Here is a 25,082-nt window from a genome sequence, read left to right as displayed (position 1 = left end):
GGGGCTGACGAGCCCGCCCGCCTTCCCTCCCGATCGCCTTCGGACGATGCCGATTCGCAACCGTCGAGAATCTCCGGCCTCGATCCGGTTACAATGGCCCTTCCCGCAATCCGCCGAGACGCAACGCCGCGCCCCGGTTTCGCTTTGGTTCCCCCTCGTCATCCCCGGCGATTCGTCCTCTTGATCTGATGAGTCACCCCATTCGAGATCGTCTCTGGGCCATCCTTGACGTCGCCAGGCCGGGCGATCGCCTCAGTCGTGGCTTCGACATTGGTTTGCTGGCCCTGATCGTCCTGAACATCCTGGCCGTGATCGTGGATTCGGTCGCCTCCATCAATCGCCGGATCGGGCCCGCCCTCAACGCCTTCGAGTGGTTCTCGGTGGCGGTTTTCTCGGCCGAGTACCTGCTGCGCGTCTGGTCGGCCCCGGCCGACCCGCGCTTCGCCCGGCCGATCTGGGGCCGACTGCGGTTCATGGTCACGCCGATGGCCCTGATCGACCTGATGGCCGTGCTGCCGGCATATCTGCCCATGCTGGGCTTCGACCTGCGATTCGTCCGGGCCTTGCGACTCTTGCGGATCTTCCGCGCCGCCAAGCTCGCCCGCTACATCTCCGCCCTTCGGCTTTTTGGCGACGTGATTCGGGCGAAGCGCGAGGAGCTGGTTCTCACGACCTGTGTGTTCGCCTTGATGCTCCTGATCACCTCCTGCCTCATGTATTTTGCCGAACACGAGGCCCAGCCCGAGGCCTTCTCCAGCATCCCGGCCGCGATGTGGTGGTCTGTCGTCACCCTGACGACCGTCGGCTACGGAGACGTCCATCCGGTGACCTCGCTCGGTCGCCTGCTCGCCTCCTTGTCCGCGATCCTTGGCATCGGCTTCTTCGCCCTGCCGACCGCCATCCTCGGTTCCGGCTTCATCGAGGAAGTCGAAAAACGCAAGGAACTCCGCGGCCGCACATGCCCGCACTGCGGACGCGAACTCTCCTGATCCGGCCTGAGCGGTCCGCAGGGAGATCTGAGCCACGGATGAAACACAGATCAAGACAGAAGACAGAGGACAGAAAGCAGATCAGGAGAGGTCCCGCCGTCACGCGGACGTGAACCATCTCCCTGATCCGTGTTTCATCCGTGGCTCATTCTCCCTCACGATCCCACGGCCGATCCCATCCGCGCAGCCGCGTTCGACCGCGACAGGGAGATCGGCTCGGGCGCGATCAGTTGCTCCATCACCCCTCGAATCCGGGGCCAGAGCAGGGCCGCCTCGACCACGAGCCACCCTTCCAGCACGATCGTCACCAGCCCGATTCCGAGCAAGATCCACTGGCGATCCGCCAGCCAGCTCCCTCCGGGGCCGGGGGCATCGATGAAGATCTGCCAAAGCATCGCCCAGGCCGGCAAGATCAGCATGAAGACGAGCGGGGCGATCAGGAACCAGTTCGGCAAGCCTCGCCGCCGCAGGTAGAAGGCGATCACCAGGAACGACAATCCCCCGAGCAACTGGTTCGTCGCCCCGAACAGGGGCCAGAGGATCAAACCCCCCTGCCCGGCCGATTGCCAGCTCCAGGCGTCTCCCGACTTCGGAAACGCCGCCAACGCCCCGGCCAGCACCACGGCAAAGATCGTCGCGCCGTGCTTGTTCGCCAGCCAGGTCAACGGATTGCCCGAAAGCCCGATCGGCTTCCGCTGGAACAGACCGTCCCCCGCCCTGGCTTCCTCATCGTCTCGCCGCCCGAGGCTCAACAAGGCCGCGGCCAGCTCTTGCACCACATATCGCTGAAGGCGGCAGGCTGTATCGAGCGTCGTCCCCGCGAACGAGGCGACCAGCACTCCCATCAAGGCCACCGACACCCCGGTCGGCAATCCCATCGCCCTCAGGAAGTTGGCCGAACCATCGACAAACGCCGCGACGGTCGAGGCCAACCCTTGCGACGCATTCCAAGACCCGTACCGCGCCTGGAAGGCCTCTCGGCCGAGCAAGGTCGCCCCTCCTTCACCCGCCACCCCCAGCCCAAGCCCGGCCACGCAGGCCAGAATCACGAGGGTGGCCAGAAATCCTTCGGTCAGCATCCCGCCGTAGCCGACGAACCTCGCGTCGGGCTCGCGGTTGATCTGCTTGCTCGATGTCCCGCTACTGACCAGGCAGTGAAACCCGCTGATCGCGCCGCAGGCGATCGTCACGAACAGAAACGGGATCATCAACGGCGCATCGGTCGGGTTGAAGTCGATCGCAGGAGCGGCAATGGCCAACTCGGGTCGTCCCAGATCGCCGACCGGTGCTCCGCCCGCCACCGCGGCGACGGCCAGGCCGACGACGATCAACCCCAACGCGCTAATCAGTTGCAAGGAATTGATGTAATCCCTCGGCTGCAACAGGATCCAGACCGGCAAGACCGACGCCACATACGAGTAAATCAGCAACACTGCCACCCAGACGATGATTGGCCAGGCCGCCAGCGAGGTGTTGAAACGGTGCAGGGTCTCCTCGATCCAGCCAATTCCCCCTGCCAGCCACTCGGGCAACCCGGCCATTGCCGCGACCGGCGTGTTCTGGTCGCCGAAGATCACCGCCAGGTACATCAATCCCAGCGCCACCAGCGACGGCACCGCCAGCTTTGCCCCCCTGCGGTGCAGCCAGACGCCGATTCCCACGGCAATTGGAATCTGCACGAGGCATGGGAAGATCGAGGCCGGGAACTGCCGGAAGACCGCGGCGATCACCAGGCCGAAGATCGCCAGCACGATCGTCAAGGCCATGAACAGGATGAGCAAGAACAGGATCCGGGCCCGGCGGTTGATCAGGCGGCCGGCAATGTCTCCCACCGTCTGCCCATTGTTCCGGATCGAGACGACCAGCGCCCCGAAGTCGTGCACCGCCCCGATGAAGATCGAGCCGAGCAAGACCCAGATCAAGGCCGGCACCCACCCCCACATCACCGCGATTGCCGGGCCGACGATCGGCCCCGTGCCGGCGATCGACGTGAAGTGGTGGCCGAAAACCACCGGCTTCGAGGTCGGCACGTAGTCGGCGTCGTCTCTCAAACGGTGCGACGGGCAGACGTAATCGGCCGAGAGCCTGAAGATCTTGCTGCCAAGCCAGCGGCCATAGGTGAAATACGCCACCAGAAAGGCCACGCCCGCACCCAGGGCGATCAAGAGCGTCTGCATGCGTTGGTTCCATTCAAGAGCACAGTCGACCCCGGATCGCCCTCCCGGCGGTGAGCCTTCCGGCGATGATCGTTCAAGTCTACGGTGTCGTCTTGGCCTCATCAACCCGCGTCAAATTCACGGAAGCACTCCCGAACCCTGGGACTGCGAGCGGCTTGCGTCGGATCGACCCTCGGGTCATGCTGACAGGCGTCGTGCGGACCGAATCCCTCCACCCGTTGAACACCTGATCGAGCCATCGCCATGTTCCAGGCCCCGTATCGCGCCGCCGTCATCGGTCGAACCGGCCGAGGGAATTACGGCCATAACCTCGACCTCGCCTTCGCCGCTGAACCGAAGCTTCAGCTCCTCGCCGTGGCCGACGAGGACGAAGGCGGCCGCGCCCAGGCCACCGCCCGGCTTGGGGTCGAGCGTTCCTACGCCGACTACCGCGAGATGCTCGACCGCGAGCGCCCCGAGTTCGTCGCCGTCTGCCCTCGATGGCTCGACGGTCACCGCGACATGGTCATCGCCTGTGCCGAGGCCGGCGTGCGCGGCATCTTCCTCGAAAAACCGATGGCCCCCTCCCCGGCCGATTGCGACGCCATGCTCAATGCCTGCGATGCTGCGCACACCAAGATTGCCATTGCCTTTCAAACGCGTGTCAGTCCGATTTTCGCACAAATTCAGACATTGATCGCCGACGGCGCGATCGGCCCGATCCTCGAACTCCGGGGCCGCGGCAAGGAAGACCGTCGCGGCGGAGGCGAAGATCTCATGGTCCTCGGTTCTCACACGATGGACCTCTTTCGCGCCCTGCTTGGCGATGCCTCCTGGTGCTTCGCCCGCGTCCTTGATTCCGGCCAGCCGATCGGCCCCGAACAGGTTCGCGACGGCGCCGAAGGAATCGGCCCCCTCGCGGGCGACCGCATTGATGCCATGTATGGCTTCGAAAACACGCCTGTCGTGGCTCACTTTGCCACCAGTCGCCCCGAAAAGCCGGGCGATCGCTTCGATCTCCGAATTTTTGGCGAATCGGGAGCGATTTTCATGGGATTTGGTTGGCTTCCCGAGGCTTACCTTGTCCGCGATCCCCGCTGGTCCGCGGTCCCCGATCGTTCCTCCTGGGAGCGAATTACCAGCGCTGGTGTCGGCCAACCCGAACCGCTCAAAGACGGCGGGTTAAACGCCGGCAATCGCCAGATCGTCGCCGACCTGATCGCCGCGGTCGAAGCCGATCGTCCTCCGCTCGTCTCCGGCGCCGATGGCCGCGCATCCATCGAAATGATTCTCGCGACCTATGCGTCTCAACGGGCCGGCGCCCCGGTTTCCCTCCCGTTGGCCACTCGGACCCACCCACTCGACGGGTTCGGGTCCTAGCACGCACTCACGTGCTCCATTCTCGAAAAAATCCTCCCGCGGCGCGTTAGGCTATTGACGAAGCCGCTGATGTCCGAGTGTAGTATTGGAATCTCGAATACCGTGTCCCCCCGATGGCGTGCGAGGCGATTGGGGTGAGATGGCCTCAACTCTGGGGGCCGGACGCGGGCATTCGCAGACAGCGGTGGCAGCCTCGGTTGGGCTGCCCCGACGGTTTGAACAGCTGGCCGCGGTCCTGTCTGCCTGGCATCGACAGGGCCGCCACTCGATCGAGGTTCCCCCACGGCGATGCAGTTCGAGGCGCTCAAAATCTTCTGTGATGTCGTGCGCCGGGCGAGTTTCTCGCGCGGTGCCGCCGAGAACGGCATCTCGCAGTCGACGGCGAGCCAGGCCGTGCATAACCTTGAAGAGCGCCTTGGTGTCAAGTTGATTGACCGTTCCAAGCGCCCCTTGATCCCGACGCCCTACGGCCAGATGTATTATGAAGGGTGTCGCGAGCTGGTGGAACGCTATCAGGATGTTGAGCGTCGCGTTCGGGCGTTGGGCCGTGCCGATCAGATTGAAGGCATGGTCCGGATCGTGGCGATCTACTCGGTCGGCCTCGGTCAGCTCACCCGCCACATCACCGAATTCCGAAACCGGCACCCCCTGGCCGACTGCCGCCTGGAGTGCATGCACCCCAGCGAGGTCGTCGATCGGGTTCGCACCGGTCGTGCCGACCTCGGCATTGTCTCATTCCCGAAAAAATGGCCGGGGATCGACGTCGTCGCCTGGCGAGACGAGGACATGGTCGTGGCCGTTCCTCCGGGGCACCCCCTGGCCGATTCCGAGGGGATCAGCCTGGAACGCCTCGACGGCGCCCGCTTCGTCCACTACGATTCCGAACTGCCGATTCGCCGCGCGATTGATCGTCACCTGAAGCGTCGCGGCGTTCAGGTTGAGCCAAGCCTGGCCTTTGACAGCATCGAGAATATCAAGCGAGCTGTCGAGGTGGGCGCCGGGGTGGCGATACTGCCCCGGACGACGCTGGAGCGCGAGGTCGCTTCAGGCAGTCTCGTCGCGGTCCCGATTACCGATCATCCCCTGAGCCGGCCCCTGGCGATCGTCCACCGGGGCGAAGCCACCCTGGGCCTGGCCGGGAGTCGGTTCCTCGAAACCTTGCGAGACGGCTCCACGGCCGAGGAAGGGGCGACCACGGCGTCGTCCTCCGCCCCCTCGGCCTCCGAGCCGAAACCGAACGGCCGGGGCGCCTCCCGAAGTGGCCGGACCCCTGCCGTCAAGAAAACTTGATTGAGATGCTGGTGCATCGGCCCGAGGTTCGGGGCCGGGCACCGGCCCCCGGAGTCCGCACGTCGCGGACCGATCGGCGGGCCGGCGCTTCCCGAACCGGAGCCGTCTGTCTGGAGGGAGCAAACCTGATGAGCACGAGTTTCCCGCCCCCCGTGGGCCTGTACGACCCGGCTAATGAGCACGACGCTTGCGGTGTCGGTTTCGTCGTGGATCTCCAGGGCCGACGGTCGCACAAACTCGTGCGCGACGGATTGCGCGCCCTGTGCAACCTCGACCACCGAGGCGCCCGAGGGGCCGAGCCCAACACCGGAGACGGCGCCGGCATCCTCATCCAGATCCCTCACGAATTCCTCGCCGAACGCTGCAAACCCCTTGGCATCACCCTGCCCGAGCCCGGCCAGTACGGCGTCGGCGCCATGTTCGCCTCGCCGGTCAAGGAACGCCGCGAAGCCGGACAGGCCATCTTTGAACAGATTCTCAAGGATGAACGGCTCCCCCTCCTCGGCTGGCGAGAACTCAAGACCGACAACTCCACCCTCGGCGCCACCGCCCAGGCCGTTGAGCCGAGCGTCTGGCACGCCTTCGTCGGTTCCCGCTTCGGCGAGGATACCGACGCCTTCGAACGCAAGCTGTTCGTCGTCCGAAAGCGGTTCGAGCAGGCCGTCGAGGCCGCCGGGCTCGACGACGGGGCCTTCTTCTACTTCTCCAGCCTTTCCTGTCGAACGATCGTCTATAAAGGCATGCTCACCCCCGAGCAGGTCATCGACTATTACGCCGACGACCTGGGCGACGATCGCCTCGTCTCGGCCCTCTGCATGTTCCACTCGCGGTTCAGCACCAACACCTTCCCGAGCTGGGAGCTGGCCCACCCCTACCGGATGATCGCCCACAACGGCGAGATCAACACCCTTCGCGGCAACATCAACTGGATGCGAGCCCGAGAGGCCCTCTTTGCCTCGAACCTGTTCGAGCCGGGCGACCTCGACCACCTGCGCCCGGTCATCCGCGAGGGGCTTTCCGATACCGCCGCGCTCGACGCCGCCATCGAGCTGCTCGTCAAGGCCGGCTACAGCCTCCCGCACGCCATGATGATGCTCGTGCCCGAGGCCTGGGAAAACCATGAAACCATGTCGCAGGAGAAGAAGGATTTCTACGCCTATCACTCCTGCCTGATGGAGCCCTGGGACGGCCCCGCCTCGATCGCCTGCACCGACGGCCGCGTCATCGGCGCGACCCTCGACCGCAACGGTCTCCGCCCCAGCCGCTACACCGTCACCAAGGACGGCCTGGTCGTCATGGGCTCCGAGACCGGCATGCTCGACGAGATCGCCCCCGAGAATGTCCTGCACAAGGGGCGTCTCGAACCGGGCAAAATGTTCCTCGTCGACATGCAGGAAGGCCGGATCGTCGGCGATGAGGAACTGAAGCACGCCCTGGCCACCGCCAAGCCCTACGGCGAGTGGGTCAAGCAAGGTCTGCCGAAGCTCGACGAGGTTCCGCGGGCCCCCGAGGTTCCCGGCCCCGATCACGACACCCTCTTGCATCGCCAGCTTGCTTACGGCTACACACTTGAAGATCTCAAGTTCATTCTCTCCCCGATGGGTCAGCGCGGCGAGGAAGCCATCGGCTCGATGGGGACCGACACCCCCCTGGCCGTCCTCTCCGACCGCCCGCAGCCGCTCTTTAACTACTTCAAGCAGCTCTTTGCCCAGGTGACCAACCCGCCGCTCGACGCGATCCGGGAAGAACTCGTCACCTCGGTCCAGACCGGCCTCGGTGGTGAGGGGAACCTGCTCCAGCCCGGCCCCGAGAACGCTCGGCAAATCTTGCTCGAAACCCCGGTCCTCGACAACGACGAAACGGTCGCCATCAAACAGCTCGAAGGCTGGCGAGGCTTCAAGTCGGCCGTCATTTCCATGCTCTTCCCCGCCGCCGAAGGCGCCGCGGGCATGGAACGCCGCCTCGAAGAAATCTTCCAGGAGGCCAAGGCCGCCATCGAAGACGGCGCGACGATCATCGTCCTCTCGCACCGCTCGGTGACGAAGGAGATGGCCCCGATCCCCTCCCTGCTCGCCACCTCCGGCCTGCACCACTTCATGGTCCGCGAGGGGCTCCGCATGCGGGCCGGGTTCGTCGTCGAGTGCGGCGACGCGAGGGAGGTGCATCACTTCGCCCTCCTGCTCGGTTACGGGGCCGGGGCGATCAATCCCTATGTCGCCTTCGAGACGCTCGACGACATGATCGCCGCCCGGCAGCTCAACGGCCTGACCCACGCCGAGGCTGTCACCCTGTACCGCAAGGCGATCAAGAAGGGGGTCGTCAAGGTGATGTCCAAGATGGGCATCAGCACGATCCAGAGTTACCGAGGTGCTCAGATCTTCGAGGCCATCGGCCTGAACTCTGCCTTCGTCGCCAAGTACTTCGACAAGACCGCCAGCCGAATCGAAGGGGTCGGCCTCGCCGAGATCGCCGAGGAAACCCTCTTCCATCACCGCCGCGCCTTCGCCGAACGCGAGGTCGGCCCGGTCATGCTCGAAGAAGGCGGCCAGTACCAATGGCGCCGCGACGGCGAGTTCCACCTGTTCAACCCCGAGACCGTCTTCCGCCTCCAGCACGCCACGAAGTCCGGCCGGTTCGAAATCTTCAAGTCGTACACGAAGCGTGTGGATGAGCAGAACGAACGGCTCTGCACCCTCCGCGGCCTGTTCGAGTTCAAGATCGGCCAGCAACCGCCCGTGCCGATCGAGGAGGTCGAGTCGGTCGATTCGATCGTCAAGCGGTTCGCCACCGGCGCGATGAGCTACGGCTCAATCTCGGCCGAGGCCCACGAAACGCTTGCCATCGCCATGAACCGCCTCGGCGGCAAGTCGAACACCGGCGAAGGGGGCGAAGACCCTCAGCGGTTCATCCCCCTCGAAAACGGTGACAGCAAGCGGTCGTCGATCAAGCAGGTCGCCTCCGGCCGCTTCGGCGTGACGAGTGAATATCTCGTCAATGCCGATGAAATTCAGATCAAGATGGCTCAGGGGGCCAAGCCCGGCGAAGGGGGCCAGCTTCCCGGCAGCAAGGTCTGGCCGTGGATCGCCAAGGTCCGCTTCTCGACCCCCGGCGTCGGCCTCATCAGCCCGCCGCCGCACCACGATATCTACTCGATCGAAGACCTCGCCCAACTGATCCACGACCTGAAGAACGCCAATCCGAAGGCCCGGATCAGCGTCAAGCTCGTGGCCGAGGTCGGCGTGGGCACGGTCGCCGCGGGCGTCTCGAAGGCCCATAGCGATGTCGTCCTCATCAGCGGCTTCGACGGCGGCACCGGGGCCAGCCCGCTCACCTCGCTCAAGCACGCCGGCATTCCCTGGGAGCTGGGCCTGGCCGAGACGCAGCAAACCCTCGTCCTCAACAACCTCCGCGACCGCATCGTCGTCCAGACCGACGGCCAGATGAAGACCGGCCGCGACGTGGTCATCGCCGCCCTGCTCGGGGCCGAGGAATACGGTTTCTCCACCGCGCCGCTCGTCGTGATGGGCTGCATCATGATGCGGGTCTGCCACCTCGACACCTGCCCGGTCGGCATCGCCACCCAGAACCCGAAGCTCCGGGCCAAGTTCGCCGGCAAGGCCGAACATGTGGTCAACTTCTTCCACTTCATCGCCGAGGAAATCCGCGAGCTGATGGCCCAGCTCGGTTTCCGCACGATGGACGAGATGATCGGCCGCAGCGACCTGCTCGACGTTCGCAAGGCCATCGACCACTACAAGGCCAAGGGGCTCGACTTCTCGAAGATCCTCGCCCGGCCCGACGTGGCTCCCGAGATCGGCGTCCGACAGCTTCACGCCCAGGACCACGGCCTCGACCGATCGCTCGACGTCACCACCCTGGTCCCCCGCTGCGAGCCTGCCCTCGAACGGGGCGAGCCGGTCACCTTTGCGGTGCCGATCCGCAACATCAACCGCACCGTCGGCACCATCCTCGGCTCCGAGGTCACCCGCCGCTACGGCGGCGCGGGCCTCCCCGACGACACCATCCGGATCAAGTTCACCGGCTCGGCCGGTCAGAGCTTCGGCGCCTTCGTTCCCCGAGGGATCACCCTCGAACTCGAAGGCGACGCCAACGACTACACCGGTAAGGGACTCTCCGGCGGCAAGGTCATCGTCGCCCCGCCTCACTCGGCCACCTTCAAGGCCGAGGAGAACATCATCGTCGGCAACGTCGTCCTCTACGGGGCCACTGCCGGCCGCGCCTTCTTCCGGGGCCGCGCAGGCGAACGGTTCTGCGTGCGGAACTCGGGGGCCCTGGCCGTCGTGGAAGGAATCGGCGATCACGGCTGTGAATATATGACCGGCGGCGTCGCCGTCGTCCTCGGCCCAACCGGCCGCAACTTCGCCGCCGGCATGAGCGGTGGTATGGCGTTCGTCCTCGACCGCGACGGCGATTTCCGATCCCGCTGCAATCCCGACATGGTCGAGATCGAACCCTTCACCGAACTGGAAGATCAGGAACTCGTCCGCGATCTTCTCATCCAGCACGCCGGTTACACCGGCAGCGACGTTGCCAAGCAGTTGCTCAACGACTGGAACGCCGCCCTCGGCACCTTCGTCAAGGTCATGCCGCGCGACTACCGCCGCGTCCTCGACCACCAGAAGCAGGTCATGGCCTGCCTTTTTGAAGAAGCCACCGACCTCCGCCGTCGTCAGGGCGACTTCGAGCTTGACGACCTCCGCCACAAGGCCGAGCCGAACGACTTCGCCTTTGTCGAAGATATGCTCACGCGGTACGCTCAGCCCGAAACGCTTGACGAGGTCGAAGGTGTCCTCGTCCCCCGCAATGGCCACGACTGGGACTGGCCGTTCACCAACTTTGTCAAGGTGCTGCCCGAGGGGAACCGCCGCCTCCTGTTGCAGCGCAAGCGGGCCGAAGCCGGGGCCGATGCCCCGCTCCGTCCGAGCGACTCAAGCCTGACGCTGGAGGTCAATCATGGGTAAGCCCACCGGATTCATGGAACTCCCTCGACGTGCCGCCGGTTATCGGCCCGTCGAGGAACGCCGCAAGGACTATAAAGAAGTCTTCACCAGCCTCCCCGTCGTGGAACTCCAGAACCAGGGAGCCCGCTGCATGGACTGCGGCATCCCCTTCTGCCACCAGGGGTGCCCGCTCGGCAACCTCATCCCCGACTGGAACGACCTGGTCTACCGCGACCAGTGGCGCGAGGCCCTCGACCGCCTGCACCTGACCAACAACTTCCCCGAGTTCACCGGCACCCTCTGCCCCGCCCCGTGCGAGGCCAGTTGCGTGCTCGGCATCAACGACGACCCGGTCACGATCAAGCAGATCGAGCTGGCCATCGTCGATCGGGGCTGGGCCGAGGGCTGGATTGCCCCCATGCCCCCGAAGGTCAAGACCGGCAAGAAGGTCGCCGTTATCGGCTCCGGCCCCGCCGGCCTCGCCGCCGCCCAGCAGCTCGCGCGGGCTGGTCACGACGTCACCGTCTTCGAACGTGACGAACGAATCGGCGGCCTCCTACGCTACGGCATCCCCGACTTCAAGATGGAAAAGTGGCGGATTGACCTGCGCCTCCAGCAAATGGAGGCCGAGGGGGTCACCTTCCGTCCTGGAGTGAACATCGGCGTCGATGTTGATCCTCAGCAAATCCTTGCCGAGTACGACGCCGTCTGCCTCTGCTGCGGAGCCACTCAGGCCCGTGACCTGCCCATCGAGGGCCGCGACCTCAAGGGCATTCACTTCGCCATGGACTTCCTCCCGGCGCAGAACAAGCGCGTGGCCGGCGACCCCGTCTCCGACGACCCGACCCTGAACGCCAAGGGGAAGAACGTCATCATCATCGGCGGCGGCGACACCGGGGCCGACTGCCTCGGTACCGTCCATCGTCACGGATGTGCCAGCGTCCACCAGTTCGAGATCGTCCCGCGTCCCCCCGCCTCGCGCGATCCGAACAACCCGTGGCCGCAGTGGTGGAACACCTTCAAGACCTCCAGCGCCCACGAGGAAGGCGGCGACCGCGAGTACTCCATCAGCACCGTCCGCTTCCGGGGTGAAAACGGTCACGTCACCGCGCTGGAAACCGTCCAGGTCGAGCTCAAGCGCGACGGCAACCGCATGATCTTCGACCCCGTCCCCGGCACCGAGAAGGTCTACCCGGCCGATCTCGTTTTGCTGGCGATGGGCTTCGTCGGCCCCGAACGCAACAAGCTCATCGAAGGTTTCGGCGTCGAGCTGGACGAGCGCGGCAACGTCAAGGCCGACCCCGAAACCAAACGCACCAGCGTTCCCAAGGTCTACACCGCCGGCGACATGACCCGCGGCCAGAGCCTCATCGTCTGGGCCATCGCCGAGGGGCGACACGCCGCCCAGGCCATCGACCTGGAACTGATGGGTTCCTCCGACCTGCCTCGCCCGCTGGAGCACGAAAACTATCTGCGGCCCTTCGCCGTCTGACCTCACGATCGGACCGCCTGGCCCAGCCGGCGGTCCCTCTGATCCTCACACGACAAACGGCCCCGGACGCGCGATTGCTCGTCCGGGGCTGTTCGTTTGAAATCATCTCAAGAGTGATTCGATCAAAAGGGCGGTTGATCCTGATCTGGCGGAGGCAACGGCGTGCCTCGGTAAAACCGCTGGTTCTCGGCCGCCCAGACCTTTTTGGTAAACAGGTCGTCGCCGTTTTCGGCCCGAAGCGCCTTGGCCACGGCGTTGAACTTCGCGTCCAGCTCGTCGGCGTAGTGCAGGATCATCGCTTCCAGCGTTGCCGGGGGCTTCGGCGATCCGAACTCGGTCTTGCCGTGATGCGCCAGGATCGCGTGTTCCAGCAGCAAGAGCGTCTCGACCGGAAACTCGCCGATCTCTCGGGCCGTGTCTCTCACCAGGTCACGACCCATGAGGATATGGCCAATCAAGTTTCCTTCGGTCGTGTACTTCGCCTCGATCGGGTGATATTCCAGCTCGCGCAGCTTGCCGATGTCGTGCAGGATGGCCGCGGCCACAATCACATCGCGGTTCAAGGGCGGGTTCAATTCGTCATAATACCGCCCGTAATGCTCGGCCAGCATGATGCTGACCCGCGTCACGCTCCAGAGGTGCTCGACCAGCCCTCCGGTCACGTTGTGGTGCATGTGAGAGGCGGCCGGCATCATCTCGAGTTGCGTCGCGTGCCCTTCGAGAATGCGCCGGACCAGTTCCGAAAGCTTCTCGTCCTCGATGTATCGCCCCACGAATTCGAGGATCTTGCCCAGCCGGTCGCCACTCGGAAACTTGGAGCGTTCGACCAGGTCTCCGTAATCAAAACCGTCTGCCTCATCGTCCGGGCCACCGGCGGGCCGCAGGTCGATGAGCTTCAGTTGCAAGCCGTACCGGGCGTTGAACTCCCCCCGAGCCCGAATCCGATACGCGAGCCCGTCGGTCCAGCCGTCCGATTGCTTCAGCAAGCGGTGATCCGACCACAAGGGGGCCTCGACCGTCAGATGCCGGTCGCGGAAGTAGCATTTCACGAACGGCTCGTTCTTTTTCGTCGTCCCCTTGTCTCGGTTCACGAGCACGGCGAAGCACTCGGCCTCCTGGCCGTCCTGAAAGTCGCCGAGCCGGATCACCGAGCTTTCAATGCCGCTGGCCATGATGGAAGTCGCTCCCCCTCGGGGCTGAAGGTGCCGGGTGCGAGGGTCGATCGCGCTCAGGAAGCAAGCACACCACACGCTCGATTGCCATCTCTCCTTCATCGGTTCCGAGACGGCTCATTCTGAAGCGTATCATCTGTCGAGTATGATGCAAATTGATACAGGTGATTGCAACCTGGTCAAAAGGCCACCATGTCGCCGGCGGGCATCATCCTGCCTTGATCGTCGCGATGCGCACTGCCGTTGTCTTCGGAGCGAGGCGGGGCCATCGACCTCCGATCGGGACACGGTTTCCGATCTCCCGGGCCGATGATCGATTCCAAAGGGCAATCAGAATCGATCCGCCCTGGTTCAAGGGGCACGCGTGACGCGCCGCCTTCGGAACCTCGGCCCGGCGAGGACGTGATCTCACGACGGGATCCGATCGGGCCACGGAACGCGATCGCATCGCAACGACGACACGGAGGTCTTGAATGGCTTGCTCGGGACTCCGGGGCCGTCGAGGGTTTGGGCCGCTCGCCGCGGTGATGCTCGGTTTCGTGCTGGGTCTTGGGGGTCTGCCGCCCTTGGCCCTGGCCGCTGGGGGTGATCCCGTTCGGGCGACTCCTCAGTTCGAGATCCTTCCCGGACCCGCGCCGCTTCAGGTTTCCGGCCGGTCGTTCGTCGATCCGAGCGGTCGCGTGATTCTTCTGCGCGGGATCAACCTGGCCGGCGATTCGAAGGTGCCGCCGTTTGCTCCCCGGATCGGCCCGGCCGATCTCGACCGCGTGGCCGAGTTGGGCTTCAACGTCATCCGCCTGCTGATCGTCTGGGAAGCCTACGAGCCGAGCCCCGGTGTTTACGACGAAGCCTATCTTACCTCGGTCATGACCGTTGCGGCCGAGGCTGCCCGCCGCGGTCTGTATACGATCGTCGATTTCCACCAGGACGGCTTCTCACGTCACGCCTCATACGGCACCGGCGACGGCTTCCCCCGCTGGGCCGTCTCTCCTCGAGGCCGCCCCTCGACCCCCAACAACGGGCCGCTCAGTTCCGACTGGCCCCTGATGATGGCTCTCGACCCGACCACCCACCTCTCCTTTGCCGACTTCTACGCCGATACGCATGGGGTTCGATCACGCTATCTGATCATGATTTCACGAGTTGCGTCGGCCTTTGCGACGATTCCCGGCGTCATCGGCTACGACCTGATCAACGAGCCCTGGGGAGACGAGCGCCGTGAGCTTGCCCCGCTCTATCGAGACGCCAACGCGGTGATTCGATCCGTGCATCCTTCGGCGATTCTGTTTCTCGAAGGGCACGTCAAGACGAACACCGGCATCCAGACCCGCCTGCCCCGTCCCGAATTTGGTCCGGTCGCCTACGCGCCGCACTACTACAACCCGTCCACCATCGTCCTGCGCCACTGGCACGGCCTCACCGCGACGATGGATCTGGCCTTCCACCACATGACCTCAACCGCCGAAGCCTGGAATTGCCCGCTTTTTGTGGGAGAGTTCGGTATGGACGCCCGCGTGACCGGGAGCGGGGCCTATGTTGAGGAGGTGTACGACCGCCTCGACGCCGCCTTTGCCTCCGGGGCGCACTGGAACCTGACGCCCGGCTGGACCGATCACCTCAAGGACGGCTGGAACGGCGAGGACTTCAGCATCCTCGACCCCTCCGGCCGTATCCGTCCCAACTACCGCCCCCGACCCTACCCCCGAGCCACCGCCGGCGTGCCCACGCGCTTCGCCTTCGATCGTGGCTCGTCACGGTTCAGCGAAAGCACAGTTGGTTATGACTGGATTCACGATCCCGAGCGCGGACTGACCGAGGTCTTCGTCCCTCGGTCGGTGTTCCCCCCCGGATTTCCGGTCGAGGTCCGCGCGGCCGACCCGGCGGCGGTCGTCTCGGTCTGGTACGACGCCTCGTCTCAGCGCCTTCAAATCCAGACCGACCGCCCGACGGCCGTTTCCCTCCGGGCTAGCTCCCGATGATCGGAGCACGAGACGTGGGGCCAGCCAGGGCCCCAGCCTTCCCTCGGAGATGCCTGGGAGGAGAAGGCTCGGCCCCTCAACGTCCGTTGCTCAAACGACCGAACGGAAGAACTCCAGCGTTCTCTTCAGGCCGTCGGCCCGATCGACCTTCGGCTCCCAGCCCAGAATCTCTCGGGCTCGGGTGATGTCGGGCCGTCGTCGCTTGGGATCGTCTTGTGGCAAGGGTCGGTAGTCGATGGTGCTCTTGGTGTTGGGCACCATCGCAATGATCTCCTTGGCCAGTTCCAGAACGGTGATTTCCGAAGGATTGCCGATATTGACCGGCATTGATTCGTCGGAAAGCAGTAGCCGGTAAATGCCATCGACCAGGTCATCGACATAACAGAAACTGCGTGTCTGTTGTCCTTCGCCGAAGACGGTCAACGGCTCGCCCCGCAGCACCTGGCTCATGAAGGCCGGCAAGACTCGGCCGTCATTCAGGCGCATTCGGGGACCGTAGGTGTTGAAGATTCGGACGATCCGCGTATCGACCCCGTGGTAGCGGTGGTAGGCCATCGTGATCGCCTCGGCGAACCGTTTGGCCTCGTCGTAACAGCCTCGGGGACCGATCGGGTTGACGTGCCCCCAGTAATCCTCGCGTTGAGGGTGAACCTCGGGATCGCCGTAGACTTCCGACGTGCTCGCCAGCAGGAACCGGGCGTCCTTGGCCTTGGCCAGGCCGAGCGCGTTGTGGGTGCCGAGCGAGCCGACCTTCAAGGTCGGAATCGGGTGGGCCAGATAATCGGCCGGGCTGGCCGGGCTGGCGAAATGCAGGACATGATCGACCGGACCGTCGATCGTCACCGGCTCCGAGATATTATGCAGCACGAAGCTGAAGCGAGGCTCCTGCCGCAGGTGGGCGATATTCCGTTCCAGGCCGGTCAAGAGGTTGTCGACACAGACGACCTCGTGCCCTTCGGCCAGAAACCGCTCGCACAGATGGGAGCCGACAAAACCCGCCCCGCCGGTGATCACCGTCCTCACGTCCGAACCCTCCTGGATGCGTTGGCTCCGCCCGACCTTCGGGCGCAGACACGATAGCGAGGCAAGGGGCCGGTCGACAAGGCGAACCGCGCCGATCGCATGGAATCATCCTCCTCCGAGCTGGAGCAGGTCTTCCATCGCGTACCGTCCCGGGGGCTTGCCGGCCAGATACCGGGCGGCGTCGAGGGCCCCTCGGGAGAAGCCGTCGCGGTTCAGGGCGCGGTGCGACAGTTCCAGGCATTCTCCCATCAAGCCAAAGACAACCGTATGCTCGCCCGGGTTGTCTCCGGTTCGCAGGGCGTGCAGACCGATCTCGCCGGTCGGCCGCTCACCGATCAGCCCATGTCTCCCATGGACGAATCGGTATGTGTTGATCCCTTCGGCCGCCACTTCGGCCAGGCGAAGGGCCGTGCCGCTCGGGGCGTCTTTCTTGAAGCGGTGGTGACGTTCAACGATCTCGATATCGGCCGATTGCCCGAGCGAGCGGGCCGCCACGCCGACGAGGTGAAACAGCAGGTTGACGGCCTTGCTGAAGTTGGCTGCGATGAGGATGGGGATGCGGTCGGCCAGTTGCTCCAGCTCGGTCCGCTGGGCGGGCTCGAAGCCGGTCGTGCCAACGACCAGGGGAACGCCATGCTCACCGCACCAGCGGCCGATGTTCAGCGAGGCCTCGGGGACCGAGAAGTCGATGACCACATCGACCGGCGTGCCGGGGTCGATCACGCTCGAAAGGGAGACCCCCAGCGGGCCGAGGCCGATGATCGGACCCACGTCGCCGCCGATTCGGGGGTGATCGGCTCGCTCGATGGCCGCGGCCAGGGTCAGGTCGTCCGCCTCGTCGATCAGCGAGAGGATGCGGGCGCCCATGCGGCCGGTCGCGCCGTGCATGGCAAGATTCAAGGGTCCGAGGCTCACGATCGGGCGTCTCCCAGAGGATGATGGAGCGATGGCTCAGGCCGTTGGCGGGGCGTCGGAGTAGAGGCCGATGGTCCGGATGATCGCGTCCAGCTCGTTCGGGACGACGACCGGACGGTTGGCGAAGCCGGCCCGCTTGACCCCTCGCGAGCCGAGCACGCGGTCAAACTCCTCGCGGTCGGCCGAGTGGTAGGCGACCGTCGCGTTCGGGTCCTTGAGCTGGTGGCCGGTGAGGATGCAGACGACGCGATCGGAGGGGGCGATGATCCCTTCCTCTCGCAACCGTTTGGCCCCGGCGACACTGGCGGCCGATGCCGGTTCGCATCCCAGGCCGCCGGCCCCGACGCGGGCCTTGGCGTCCATGATCTCCTGGTCGGAGACCTGCCGGACGACGCCGTCGCAGACGTCGAGGGCCCGGAGGCACTTCTTCAGGTTCACTGGGCGATTGATCTCGATGGCCGAGGCGATGGTCGAGGCCCGGATGTGCTCGTGGTCGAGGTGGTCGTAATAGGCCTTCGGGATCGACTCGTCAGGCAGGCCGCTGTTCCAGCTCAGGCCGTGAGAGCGGACGAGCTGGTCGAGGGTCTGGGCGCCGGCGGCGTTGATGACCGCCAGGCGAGGGATGCGGTCGATCAGGCCGAGATAATGCAGTTCCTGGAACGCCTTGCCGAAGGCCGACGAGTTGCCGAGGTTGCCGCCGGGCACGACGATCCAGTCGGGGACCTCCCAGCCGAGGGCTTCGAGGACCCGGAGCATCACCGCCTTCTGCCCTTCGAGGCGGAAGGGGTTGACCGAGTTCATCAGGTAGATGCCGAGGCGGTCGGCCACCTCGCGGACCCGGGCCAGGGCGTCGTCGAAGTCGCCGACGATCTGGATCGTGAGGGCGCCGTGGTCGAGAGCCTGGGCGAGCTTGCCGTAGGCGATCTTGCCCGAGCCGATGAAGATGATGGCCTTGAAGCCGAAATCGGTCGCCGAGCAGAAGACGGCCAGGGAGGCCGAGGTGTTGCCCGTGCTGGCACAGGCGACGCGGCGGGCGCCGACCATGTTGGCGTGGCTGAAGGCCGCGGTCATGCCGTTGTCTTTGAAGCTGCCCGAGGGGTTCATCCCCTCGTACTGGAGCAGGAGGTTCCCCTCCTGGACGCCGACGTACTGGGCGGCCTTGGTCGAGGGGCGGAGCAAGGTCTGCCCCTCACCGATGGTGACCACCTTCTCCGGAGGGACGAAGGGCATCAGGTCGTGGAAGCGCCAAACGCCGGAGAAGCAGAGCGGGTCGAGCCGCCGAGACCATTTGGCCTCGAAGTCGCTCAGACGGGCCGGGACCGGCAGGCGGTCCCAGTCGTAGATGACGTCGAGCAGGTCGCCGCAGTCGGGACAGGAAAAGACGGCGCGATCGACCGGCAGGGTGACACCGCAACGGGGGTTGATGCAGCGCTGATAGGCCAGGTCGGTGTCGGTTCGAGGCAGGGTCGAGGTCGAGACGGTCATCGCGGCGTTCCTCGCGGCGTTCCGAGCGGATTGGCGGCGTGGCACGATGGTCGAGTGACCGAGGACCGCGCGACCCTCCCTCCCCCGATCCGGTGGACCAGGTCGGCCCGAGAAGGAACGCGGTCGAGCGGGCCGTTTGCCAGGTCGCCAATCCCTCTTACTTTACCGACGCGAGGGGGCACTCGACAAGGAGGCGTCGGTCCTCGACTCGGTGTCGGAACCGGCGGACGCCGAGTCGTCATCGGCCGGCGACGCCGGGGAGGAGCCGTCGCGCTGCAAGCGCTGATAGACCTCCTCGCGGTGAATGGTCACGGTGTCGGGCGCTTCGATGCCCAGACGAACCTTGTCGCCGTGGACGCGGACCACGGTCAAGGTCACGGTGTCTCCGATCCGAATCCGTTCCCCGATCTTGCGGCTCAAGACCAACATGGTGCGGGACCTCCTGCGTCCTCGGGGGCCAAAGGGGACAAGACCTCAGGGCCGAGCGGATTGTATGCTGGACAGGCGTTTCAATGCAAGCCTGTTCCCTATCGCTGTCGGGGCTCTGGGGATCAACGCGATCGGCCCGGCGTCGGGCAGTCGGCAATCGTTGCCGCGGGGCTCAAGCGATCGCGATCTGAGAATGCATACGAGGGTGCATTTCTCGTGTGACGGTTGCTCATGACGAACATCTTTTGCAAATGAGCTTGACTGGCCGGAGAGTTACGTATAATTACGGCGGAATGCTCATGCATGCGCGTTCCATCGCGCTGAGCGTGGCTCGCGACGAATTGGGGTCGTGGGCCGTTTCCCCTTGTTGAACGAGTCTTGAGTTCCGCACATGCCTTCAAAGTCGACCACCGCGACAAAGTCTGCCGGCGCGTCGAAGTCTTCGGCCTCCGCGACCGCGACCGCCCCGGCTCGCCGCTCCGCTCCCAAGCGGGGGAAAGGGCCGTCGGCCAACGTTCGTCAGGCCGCCGAGTTGCTCAAACAGGTGTCGGACCCGACACGGCTGCAAGTCTTGATGTTGCTGACCGAAAAGGAACGCAATGTCTCTGAGCTTTGCACCGACCTCGGATCGACCAGTCAGCCGGCCGTCAGCCATCACCTGGCCCTGCTTCGTCATGGCCGGTTGATCGAGCCCCGTCGGACGGGCAAGCATAACTATTACTACTTGACCGATGCCGGTCGAGAACTGGCGCAGGTGGTCGACGCCATCGTCTGATCACCTTATTCGCATCGGTTCAGTCATTCATCGCTGCGATCGCCGACGTTCTTCCCCCCCTCTTTCTTTCCCTCCGCGGTTGCTCTTGTCGTTGGTGATGCCGGTGTGCCCGGATGGTTGAAGGCCGTGTTGCTGATGGTTCGCTTCGGCATCACGGCTTGTTCTTGGGTTCGACGGGACCGGCCGGCCTCAGCTCAGCTCTCTGGGTGTTGAGCGAGCCGAGGCCAGGCGGTGACGCGTCGAATTCGAGCTTAGCGAGGCGCGGCGGCCGGGGCCGGATCGTCGGTCGGGGCCGCGCCGATCGTCAGGTTATCCTGGACCCGTTCGACCCCAATGGTTTCGACGGCCAGACGAACGGCCTTGCGGCGCAACTCGGCGTCGGGCACGGTGCCGTGCAGGATGACCACGCCCCCTTCCTTGGACTCGATGGCAATCTCGGCCTCGCTCAGAGCCTTGTCCCATCGAATGCGACTGTAGACGCGGGCCTCGACGCCGAGGTCCTCGACCCGTTGTTGCACCTCGGCGGCGCGTCGGCGAACGTCTTCGGAAAGGTCGCGGAAGTTCCGTTGCAAGCGGTTGAGGAACCGGTCGACCTGGGCCCCGGCCCGTTCAGCAACCCCCTGGTCCTGGGGATTGGGGTCCTGTGCGAACGCGGGGGCCGGTATCGTGGTGAGCAGCAGGCCGAGGCCAAGCATCAAGGCCGGAACGATTGAGTTTTGGTAACGCGATTGCATGGTCTGAACGCTCCTGAAATTCGATCCAGTCAGGTGCCCCGCCCTGACGGGCGAGCGGTCGAGACGGGACCGGACGGATGGGATTTGAGGTACAGAATCCAGCAAGCCTCATGCCAACGGGGTCTGTGGCTCCGGAGTGGGGCAGGACGATTGCAATGGATTTCTCTGAAGCAAACCGGCGAGCTTCAGGGCATTGCAATCGTCCGGCGGTGCGGGAGACGCGGGCCGACGGGGGAATTACGAGGATTTGGCCAGGTGCTCGCGGACGACCTCAAGGCCGAGGCCGATGTCTCGGATGCGGGCGGCCTGGTCGCCGACCTCGCGCTCGATCATCAGGGGGCCGGTGTAGCCGACGGCCTTGAGGGTGTCGAGGAAGCGGGGGATGTTGACTTCGCCCTGGCCGAGCGGGACCTCCTCGCCCCAGTGCCCGGGAGTGGTCGGGCGTCGGGCGTCCTTGAGGTGGACGCTGACGATGTCGGGGCCGAGGATCTCGACGGCCCGGATCGGGTCGCCCATGTCGTAGAGGAGCATGTTGGCCGGGTCGAAGTTGACCTTCAAGGTGGGTGAGGCCAGCTCGTCGAGGGTCTGGCGGAGCAGGTCGGCCGGTTCCTGGCCGGTCTCGAAGGCGAGGGTCACGCCTTGCTCGGCGGCGAGGCGGCCGGCCTCGCGCAGGGTATCGAGAAAGGCGGAGCGGCCGGGATCGCCGGGGTGGGGGATGAAGCCGGCGTGGAGCATGAGGTGGGTCAGGCCCAGCGCCTTGGTGCGGCTCAGGGCCCACTTGAGGCGCTCGATCCGTTCGGCGCGGAGGGATTCGGGGCCGAATCCGCCGGTCTCCTTGATGGTTTGCGGGGTGGTGTAGTCCTCGCCGGGGAAGCCGAGCATGGCGCCGGTCATGACGAAATCGGCGGCCAGGGCGGCCTGGGGCATGGCGTCCCCTTCGTCCCAGGCGGCGTGATGCGGGTCGCCGCAGGCGATCTGGGTGGCCTTGACCCCCAGCTCGGCGAGCAGGCGGTTCAGCTCGGGGATGCTGGTGACCTGAAGGCTCCAGCTACAGACGCCCAGGGTCAAGGGCTCGAACGAATGACTCGACACGGCGGCACCTCGTCGGGAATCGAGATGAGGGATGGATGGGCAGGACGCCTTGGCCTGCCACCGGGGAACAGGCAGGCCGAGGCCCGCCCTCACGATGACTGTCATACCATTGCCTCGCCTCGTCGGCCACGCCCCGGAGGGGGAACGCCTGGCTTGGATCGCCCGTAGTACCGCTTCCACTCACCAAAGGTGGGTTTATTCCTGGGTGGCCCCGGTGGCTCGTCCACCGGGGTTTCGGAGCGACGAGCGGTCTCGGAGCGACCTCCCGTCGCCTCTTGCGGCTGCGCCGCCCCGGTTGGCGAGCAACCGGGGCCACCCAGGACAACGGGGCGACGCATCATTTGAGAGTGGATACACCCGACGAGAACGCGACGGCATCCGACGAGAAGGGTCGGAAGGACGAGAAGGAACCGTCGAGGCTGCGATCGGGCGGGCCGATTGGGTTCGATTCGCGCGGGGAGGATTGGAGGGCCAAGGAGGCGGATGCGGAGCGGGATCGAGGGCATGGCCGGGCTCGTCGGATGGAGTGGCGGGGGGCGGAGCGGTGGCACGGGACGGACGGAGAGCGGCGATCGGGCGGATCAAGGAGGGGCTCGGGACCGATCGGGGGTTCGTGGGTTCGGCGTTGGGGACAGTCGGGGGGCAGATCCGAAGCGGAACAGAGGATCGCCGAGGAGTGACGCCGCTCAGGAACGTCGGGCCGAGGCGGCTCGGGCGCGTCGGGCGCGGCGGTTGAGCGAAAGAGCGCGGGCGTCGAGGCGATCGCGGACCGTCGAGGCGAGCGAGCCGCCAGGGAGCCGGGTGGAAGGAGCCGTCGGCGCGGCCGAGGGGGCCGAGTTTGAGGCCGGGGCAGGGGTCGGAGCGGGGTTCACGGGGGCGTCGAGGTGGTCGGACCCCCTCACCCGGCCTTCGGCCACCCTCTCCCCCGCAATCGGGGGCGAGGGTTGGGAAGGCATGGGCAACCGGCCGGCGGCTGCGGGTGGGGGCGAGGGCTGGGAGCGGTCAAACGCGGCAGGAGTCGGGGAGGGCTCGGGCGGGAGGGCGGATCGGACGGGTCGGGGGGAGGGAGGACCGGCGGGGGGAGAGGCGGAGGTTAACGCGGGGGCTTCGGATTGGAGGCGTCGCAAGCCGTTGAGGAAGAAGGAGAAGCGGCGTCGGGCGTCGGCGGCGTAGCGTTCCAGAAGACGGAGGGCGGGCGGGTCGTCGGCATCGAGGCCGAGGCAGGCGTCGGTGCGGGCGCGGTCGTCTCGGGCGTTGAGGAAGGTGTCGAGGCGGTCGCGGAGGGCGGCGGTGGACTGGGCGACGAGGTCGAGGCCGGGGGCGGCGCTGGAGTCGTCGGGGTGGAGGTCCCACGGGCCGGAGGCGTCTCGGGCCGAGGTGGGGACGCCGAGCAGGTCGAGGGCGAGGTTCCAGGTTTCGGGGGTCCAGCCGTCGAGGCGTTGGAGGGATTCAAGGATCTCGTCCCAGCGCTCCAGGAGCCAGAGGACGCCGTGCTTGGTTTGCAGGAGCACGGGCTGGATGATCTCGGGGCGCTGGGAGAGGGTCGCCGCACGCTGGGCGATGGCGGCGGCCTGGTCGTCGTCCCAGGATTCGGAGGCTCGGGTGGCGCGTTCGGCTCGGGAGGCACAGATGCGGGCCTCGCAGAGGTCGAGGCGGACGGATTCGGCCACGAGGCGGTCGAAGTGCCATTCCTGCGCGGAGCCGGTCGGGTGGTAGTCGGTTCGCCAGAGCGATTGACGTTCGGCGATGGCCTCGGCCATTGCGGCCGGGGGGTGAAGGCCGACGCGGGAGAGTCCGTGCGTCTGGGCGTTGCGGCTCGATCGGGTTTTGCCCTCGGTCGATTTTGGGCCGGTCGAGCGGAGGGCGTTGAGGCGGTTGGCGAGGGTCTGTTTCAAGGAGGCGGCCATGAGGGTGCGTGTTCCAAAGGATGCGATGGGGGCGGACCAGGAACGGGAGGAGCGAGCTTGCTCCTGTCTGAAACAATCTGGAAAAAGAGGAGGCTTTATTGCGTTTTTTTCGGGGAAGTGAAATCGGAACAGGGAGGTTGAGAGCCACGGATGGAACACGGATGGGATGGGAGGTGGGGGGCGAGGTGTCGCGGGAAACGAGTCGTGGGCGGTTGGCGGAGGAGAGGCGACGGGGAGAGGTTGAGGTCGGTCGAGGGGGATCAGGGAGGGCTGCGCAGCGGGGCCGACGGGGCTGTGCGCTTGTGCCGCTTCCCATCAAAACGGGTGAGTTTGTCTGGGGTGGCCCTGGTTGTTCGCGGTTCGTCCACCGGGGTCGCGGAGCGACGAACGATCTCGGGGCGGCCTCCTGTCGCCTCTTGCGGCTGCGCCGCCCCGGTTGGCGAGCAACCGGGGCCATCCAAGGCCGAGCACCGGGGTCACCCAAGGCCAAGGGGCAACGCATCCGTTGAGGGTGGAAGGGGGACTAGGCTCGGGCAAATTCTCCCCAGGCCCAGGTGACCGTGAGGAACCAAATCAGAGCGAGCAAGATACAGAGGATGCCCCAGGCGCGGGCCTCAAGCCCTCGGATGGGCGTGCTGTTTCGGACGCTCAGGGAGATACGGCCAACCACGAGGACAGAGGCGCCGTAACAGAGCAAGACAAGGCCGACCGCATGCGTAAGCAGGATCAGTTCGAGTCCCATTCGCTGACTCGTGGGGCGTTGGGTGCTGGGTGCCCTACCCCCGACGCGGTGGGCGTGCGCTGGGCCCACGGCTCGAACTCATTCGCCTGGAACGTCTCTCTCAGCAACAGGCGATCCTCGAGCCGCTCGCGCTCGGGCCATGTCTCCATCTGAAATGCGTGGAACGTCTGCCCCTGCGGCAAGCGATCCCCGAGCCGCTCGATGACCTCATGGGCAGGGCGCAATCGAGTCGGCGTCCAGCCCATGAAATTGGCCAGGATCAGGTAAAAGACCGAGCAGACCATTGAGCCAAACAGAAGCGTGAGCAACGTCACCGAAAGGCCCATGAACACTTTGTCCAGGAAGGTCGCTTTGCCGACCGCGATGGAGTGCGTCTCGGGAGTCGGATCTCGGTCGACGGTGACGCCATCGGCATTGGTCACAAACCGAGGGATTCTCGAAGGGTTGAACGCCATCGGTGCCGCGCCTCCTCTGTGATGAGTTCGAGAGGGTCTGGACCTGGAGGAATCGACGTCGGCGCAAAGTGATTTATTCTAAGGCTGAGTGTCAAGCGGGGAGGGA

Annotated in this window: 17 protein-coding genes and 1 pseudogene; 7 read left to right on the top strand and 11 right to left on the bottom strand. The window is 65.6% G+C overall.

What is annotated here, in order from left to right:
• Nucleotides 1-188: 188 nt before the first annotated feature.
• Complete coding sequence (locus GA615_RS11945; protein ID WP_152051523.1) at nucleotides 189-989, top strand: ion transporter; 801 nt, start codon at nucleotides 189-191, stop codon at nucleotides 987-989.
• Nucleotides 990-1,144: 155 nt separating this feature from the next.
• On the opposite strand, the gene GA615_RS11940 is transcribed toward GA615_RS11945, so the two are convergent.
• Nucleotides 1,145-3,166: a carbon starvation CstA family protein gene (locus GA615_RS11940; protein ID WP_152051522.1), complete on the bottom strand. Its 2,022-nt coding sequence runs from the start codon at nucleotides 3,164-3,166 to the stop codon at nucleotides 1,145-1,147.
• Nucleotides 3,167-3,409: 243 nt separating this feature from the next.
• On the opposite strand from GA615_RS11940, the gene GA615_RS11935 reads away from it, so the two are divergent.
• The 4 genes from GA615_RS11935 to GA615_RS11920 all read left to right on the top strand — a co-directional run bounded on the left by GA615_RS11935 (nucleotide 3,410) and on the right by GA615_RS11920 (nucleotide 12,268).
• Nucleotides 3,410-4,525 (top strand): Gfo/Idh/MocA family protein, encoded by a 1,116-nt coding sequence (locus tag GA615_RS11935; RefSeq protein WP_152051521.1) that lies wholly within the window; start codon nucleotides 3,410-3,412, stop codon nucleotides 4,523-4,525.
• Between the two features lie 288 nt (nucleotides 4,526-4,813).
• A complete protein-coding gene (locus tag GA615_RS11930; RefSeq protein WP_152051520.1) occupies nucleotides 4,814-5,815 on the top strand; it encodes a LysR family transcriptional regulator in 1,002 nt (333 codons plus the stop codon).
• 128 nt (nucleotides 5,816-5,943) lie between these two features.
• Nucleotides 5,944-10,797: a glutamate synthase large subunit gene (gene gltB, locus GA615_RS11925; RefSeq protein ID WP_152051519.1), complete on the top strand. Its 4,854-nt coding sequence runs from the start codon at nucleotides 5,944-5,946 to the stop codon at nucleotides 10,795-10,797.
• Nucleotides 10,790-12,268: a glutamate synthase subunit beta gene (locus tag GA615_RS11920; protein ID WP_152051518.1), complete on the top strand. Its 1,479-nt coding sequence runs from the start codon at nucleotides 10,790-10,792 to the stop codon at nucleotides 12,266-12,268. The genes gltB and GA615_RS11920 overlap by 8 nt, the downstream gene beginning before the upstream one ends.
• A gap of 122 nt (nucleotides 12,269-12,390) precedes the next feature.
• Here GA615_RS11920 and GA615_RS11915 read toward each other — a convergent pair whose 3' ends face one another.
• Entirely contained in the window at nucleotides 12,391-13,440 is a 1,050-nt protein-coding gene (locus tag GA615_RS11915) for a 3'-5' exoribonuclease YhaM family protein (protein ID WP_152051517.1), read from the bottom strand.
• A 473-nt stretch (nucleotides 13,441-13,913) separates the two neighbouring features.
• Here GA615_RS11915 and GA615_RS11910 point away from each other — a divergent pair, with 473 nt between their 5' ends.
• Nucleotides 13,914-15,419 carry a cellulase family glycosylhydrolase gene (locus GA615_RS11910; RefSeq protein ID WP_152051516.1) on the top strand — a complete coding sequence of 502 codons (1,506 nt, stop codon included), beginning with the start codon at nucleotides 13,914-13,916 and terminating at the stop codon, nucleotides 15,417-15,419.
• Between the two features lie 90 nt (nucleotides 15,420-15,509).
• Here the strand turns inward: GA615_RS11910 and GA615_RS11905 are convergent, their stop codons facing one another.
• The 4 genes and pseudogenes from GA615_RS11905 to csrA all read right to left on the bottom strand — a co-directional run.
• The gene (locus GA615_RS11905; RefSeq protein WP_152051515.1) at nucleotides 15,510-16,442 is read right to left on the bottom strand and encodes a UDP-glucuronic acid decarboxylase family protein; all 933 of its coding nucleotides are present in this window, start codon (nucleotides 16,440-16,442) and stop codon (nucleotides 15,510-15,512) included.
• A gap of 105 nt (nucleotides 16,443-16,547) precedes the next feature.
• Nucleotides 16,548-17,357: a 4-hydroxy-tetrahydrodipicolinate reductase gene (gene dapB, locus GA615_RS11900; protein ID WP_152051514.1), complete on the bottom strand. Its 810-nt coding sequence runs from the start codon at nucleotides 17,355-17,357 to the stop codon at nucleotides 16,548-16,550.
• A gap of 36 nt (nucleotides 17,358-17,393) precedes the next feature.
• Entirely contained in the window at nucleotides 17,394-18,842 is a 1,449-nt protein-coding gene (thrC, locus tag GA615_RS11895; protein WP_152051513.1) for a threonine synthase, read from the bottom strand.
• Nucleotides 18,843-19,067: 225 nt separating this feature from the next.
• Nucleotides 19,068-19,271, bottom strand: a pseudogene (csrA, locus tag GA615_RS11890) (carbon storage regulator CsrA); the annotation flags it as partial.
• Between the two features lie 391 nt (nucleotides 19,272-19,662).
• Here csrA and GA615_RS11885 point away from each other — a divergent pair.
• Complete coding sequence (locus tag GA615_RS11885; protein WP_152051511.1) at nucleotides 19,663-20,046, top strand: ArsR/SmtB family transcription factor; 384 nt, start codon at nucleotides 19,663-19,665, stop codon at nucleotides 20,044-20,046.
• Between the two features lie 251 nt (nucleotides 20,047-20,297).
• Here GA615_RS11885 and GA615_RS11880 read toward each other — a convergent pair whose 3' ends face one another.
• The 5 genes from GA615_RS11880 to GA615_RS11860 form a co-directional block, all read right to left on the bottom strand.
• The gene (locus tag GA615_RS11880) at nucleotides 20,298-20,780 is read right to left on the bottom strand and encodes a BON domain-containing protein (protein ID WP_152051510.1); all 483 of its coding nucleotides are present in this window, start codon (nucleotides 20,778-20,780) and stop codon (nucleotides 20,298-20,300) included.
• A 237-nt stretch (nucleotides 20,781-21,017) separates the two neighbouring features.
• Entirely contained in the window at nucleotides 21,018-21,872 is an 855-nt protein-coding gene (locus tag GA615_RS11875; RefSeq protein ID WP_235905363.1) for a sugar phosphate isomerase/epimerase family protein, read from the bottom strand.
• Nucleotides 21,873-22,558: 686 nt separating this feature from the next.
• Nucleotides 22,559-23,779 (bottom strand): hypothetical protein, encoded by a 1,221-nt coding sequence (locus GA615_RS11870; protein WP_152051508.1) that lies wholly within the window; start codon nucleotides 23,777-23,779, stop codon nucleotides 22,559-22,561.
• Nucleotides 23,780-24,302: 523 nt separating this feature from the next.
• Nucleotides 24,303-24,521, bottom strand: coding sequence for a hypothetical protein (locus GA615_RS11865; RefSeq protein WP_152051507.1), 219 nt, complete (start codon nucleotides 24,519-24,521; stop codon nucleotides 24,303-24,305).
• Complete coding sequence (locus GA615_RS11860; RefSeq protein ID WP_152051506.1) at nucleotides 24,506-24,976, bottom strand: hypothetical protein; 471 nt, start codon at nucleotides 24,974-24,976, stop codon at nucleotides 24,506-24,508. Before GA615_RS11860 ends, GA615_RS11865 begins: the two co-directional genes overlap by 16 nt.
• Nucleotides 24,977-25,082 lie beyond the last annotated feature (106 nt).

Source organism: Tautonia marina (assembly GCF_009177065.1).
GTDB lineage: Bacteria > Planctomycetota > Planctomycetia > Isosphaerales > Isosphaeraceae > Tautonia > Tautonia marina.
This window is presented reverse-complemented; position numbering and strand designations above follow the sequence as displayed.

Excerpts from the sequence above, each read along its gene's own strand:
- GA615_RS11910 (WP_152051516.1), top strand. The coding sequence starts at position 13,914 with ATGGCTTGCTCGGGACTCCGGGGCCGTCGAGGGTTTGGGCCGCTCGCC.
- GA615_RS11915 (WP_152051517.1), bottom strand. The coding sequence starts at position 13,440 with ATGGCCAGCGGCATTGAAAGCTCGGTGATCCGGCTCGGCGACTTTCAG.
- GA615_RS11930 (WP_152051520.1), top strand. The coding sequence starts at position 4,814 with ATGCAGTTCGAGGCGCTCAAAATCTTCTGTGATGTCGTGCGCCGGGCG.
- GA615_RS11880 (WP_152051510.1), bottom strand. The coding sequence starts at position 20,780 with ATGCAATCGCGTTACCAAAACTCAATCGTTCCGGCCTTGATGCTTGGC.
- GA615_RS11865 (WP_152051507.1), bottom strand. The coding sequence starts at position 24,521 with ATGGGACTCGAACTGATCCTGCTTACGCATGCGGTCGGCCTTGTCTTG.
- GA615_RS11920 (WP_152051518.1), top strand. The coding sequence starts at position 10,790 with ATGGGTAAGCCCACCGGATTCATGGAACTCCCTCGACGTGCCGCCGGT.
- GA615_RS11940 (WP_152051522.1), bottom strand. The coding sequence starts at position 3,166 with ATGCAGACGCTCTTGATCGCCCTGGGTGCGGGCGTGGCCTTTCTGGTG.
- GA615_RS11885 (WP_152051511.1), top strand. The coding sequence starts at position 19,663 with ATGCCTTCAAAGTCGACCACCGCGACAAAGTCTGCCGGCGCGTCGAAG.
- GA615_RS11870 (WP_152051508.1), bottom strand. The coding sequence starts at position 23,779 with ATGGCCGCCTCCTTGAAACAGACCCTCGCCAACCGCCTCAACGCCCTC.
- thrC (WP_152051513.1), bottom strand. The coding sequence starts at position 18,842 with ATGACCGTCTCGACCTCGACCCTGCCTCGAACCGACACCGACCTGGCC.
- GA615_RS11945 (WP_152051523.1), top strand. The coding sequence starts at position 189 with ATGAGTCACCCCATTCGAGATCGTCTCTGGGCCATCCTTGACGTCGCC.
- GA615_RS11860 (WP_152051506.1), bottom strand. The coding sequence starts at position 24,976 with ATGGCGTTCAACCCTTCGAGAATCCCTCGGTTTGTGACCAATGCCGAT.
- gltB (WP_152051519.1), top strand. The coding sequence starts at position 5,944 with ATGAGCACGAGTTTCCCGCCCCCCGTGGGCCTGTACGACCCGGCTAAT.
- GA615_RS11935 (WP_152051521.1), top strand. The coding sequence starts at position 3,410 with ATGTTCCAGGCCCCGTATCGCGCCGCCGTCATCGGTCGAACCGGCCGA.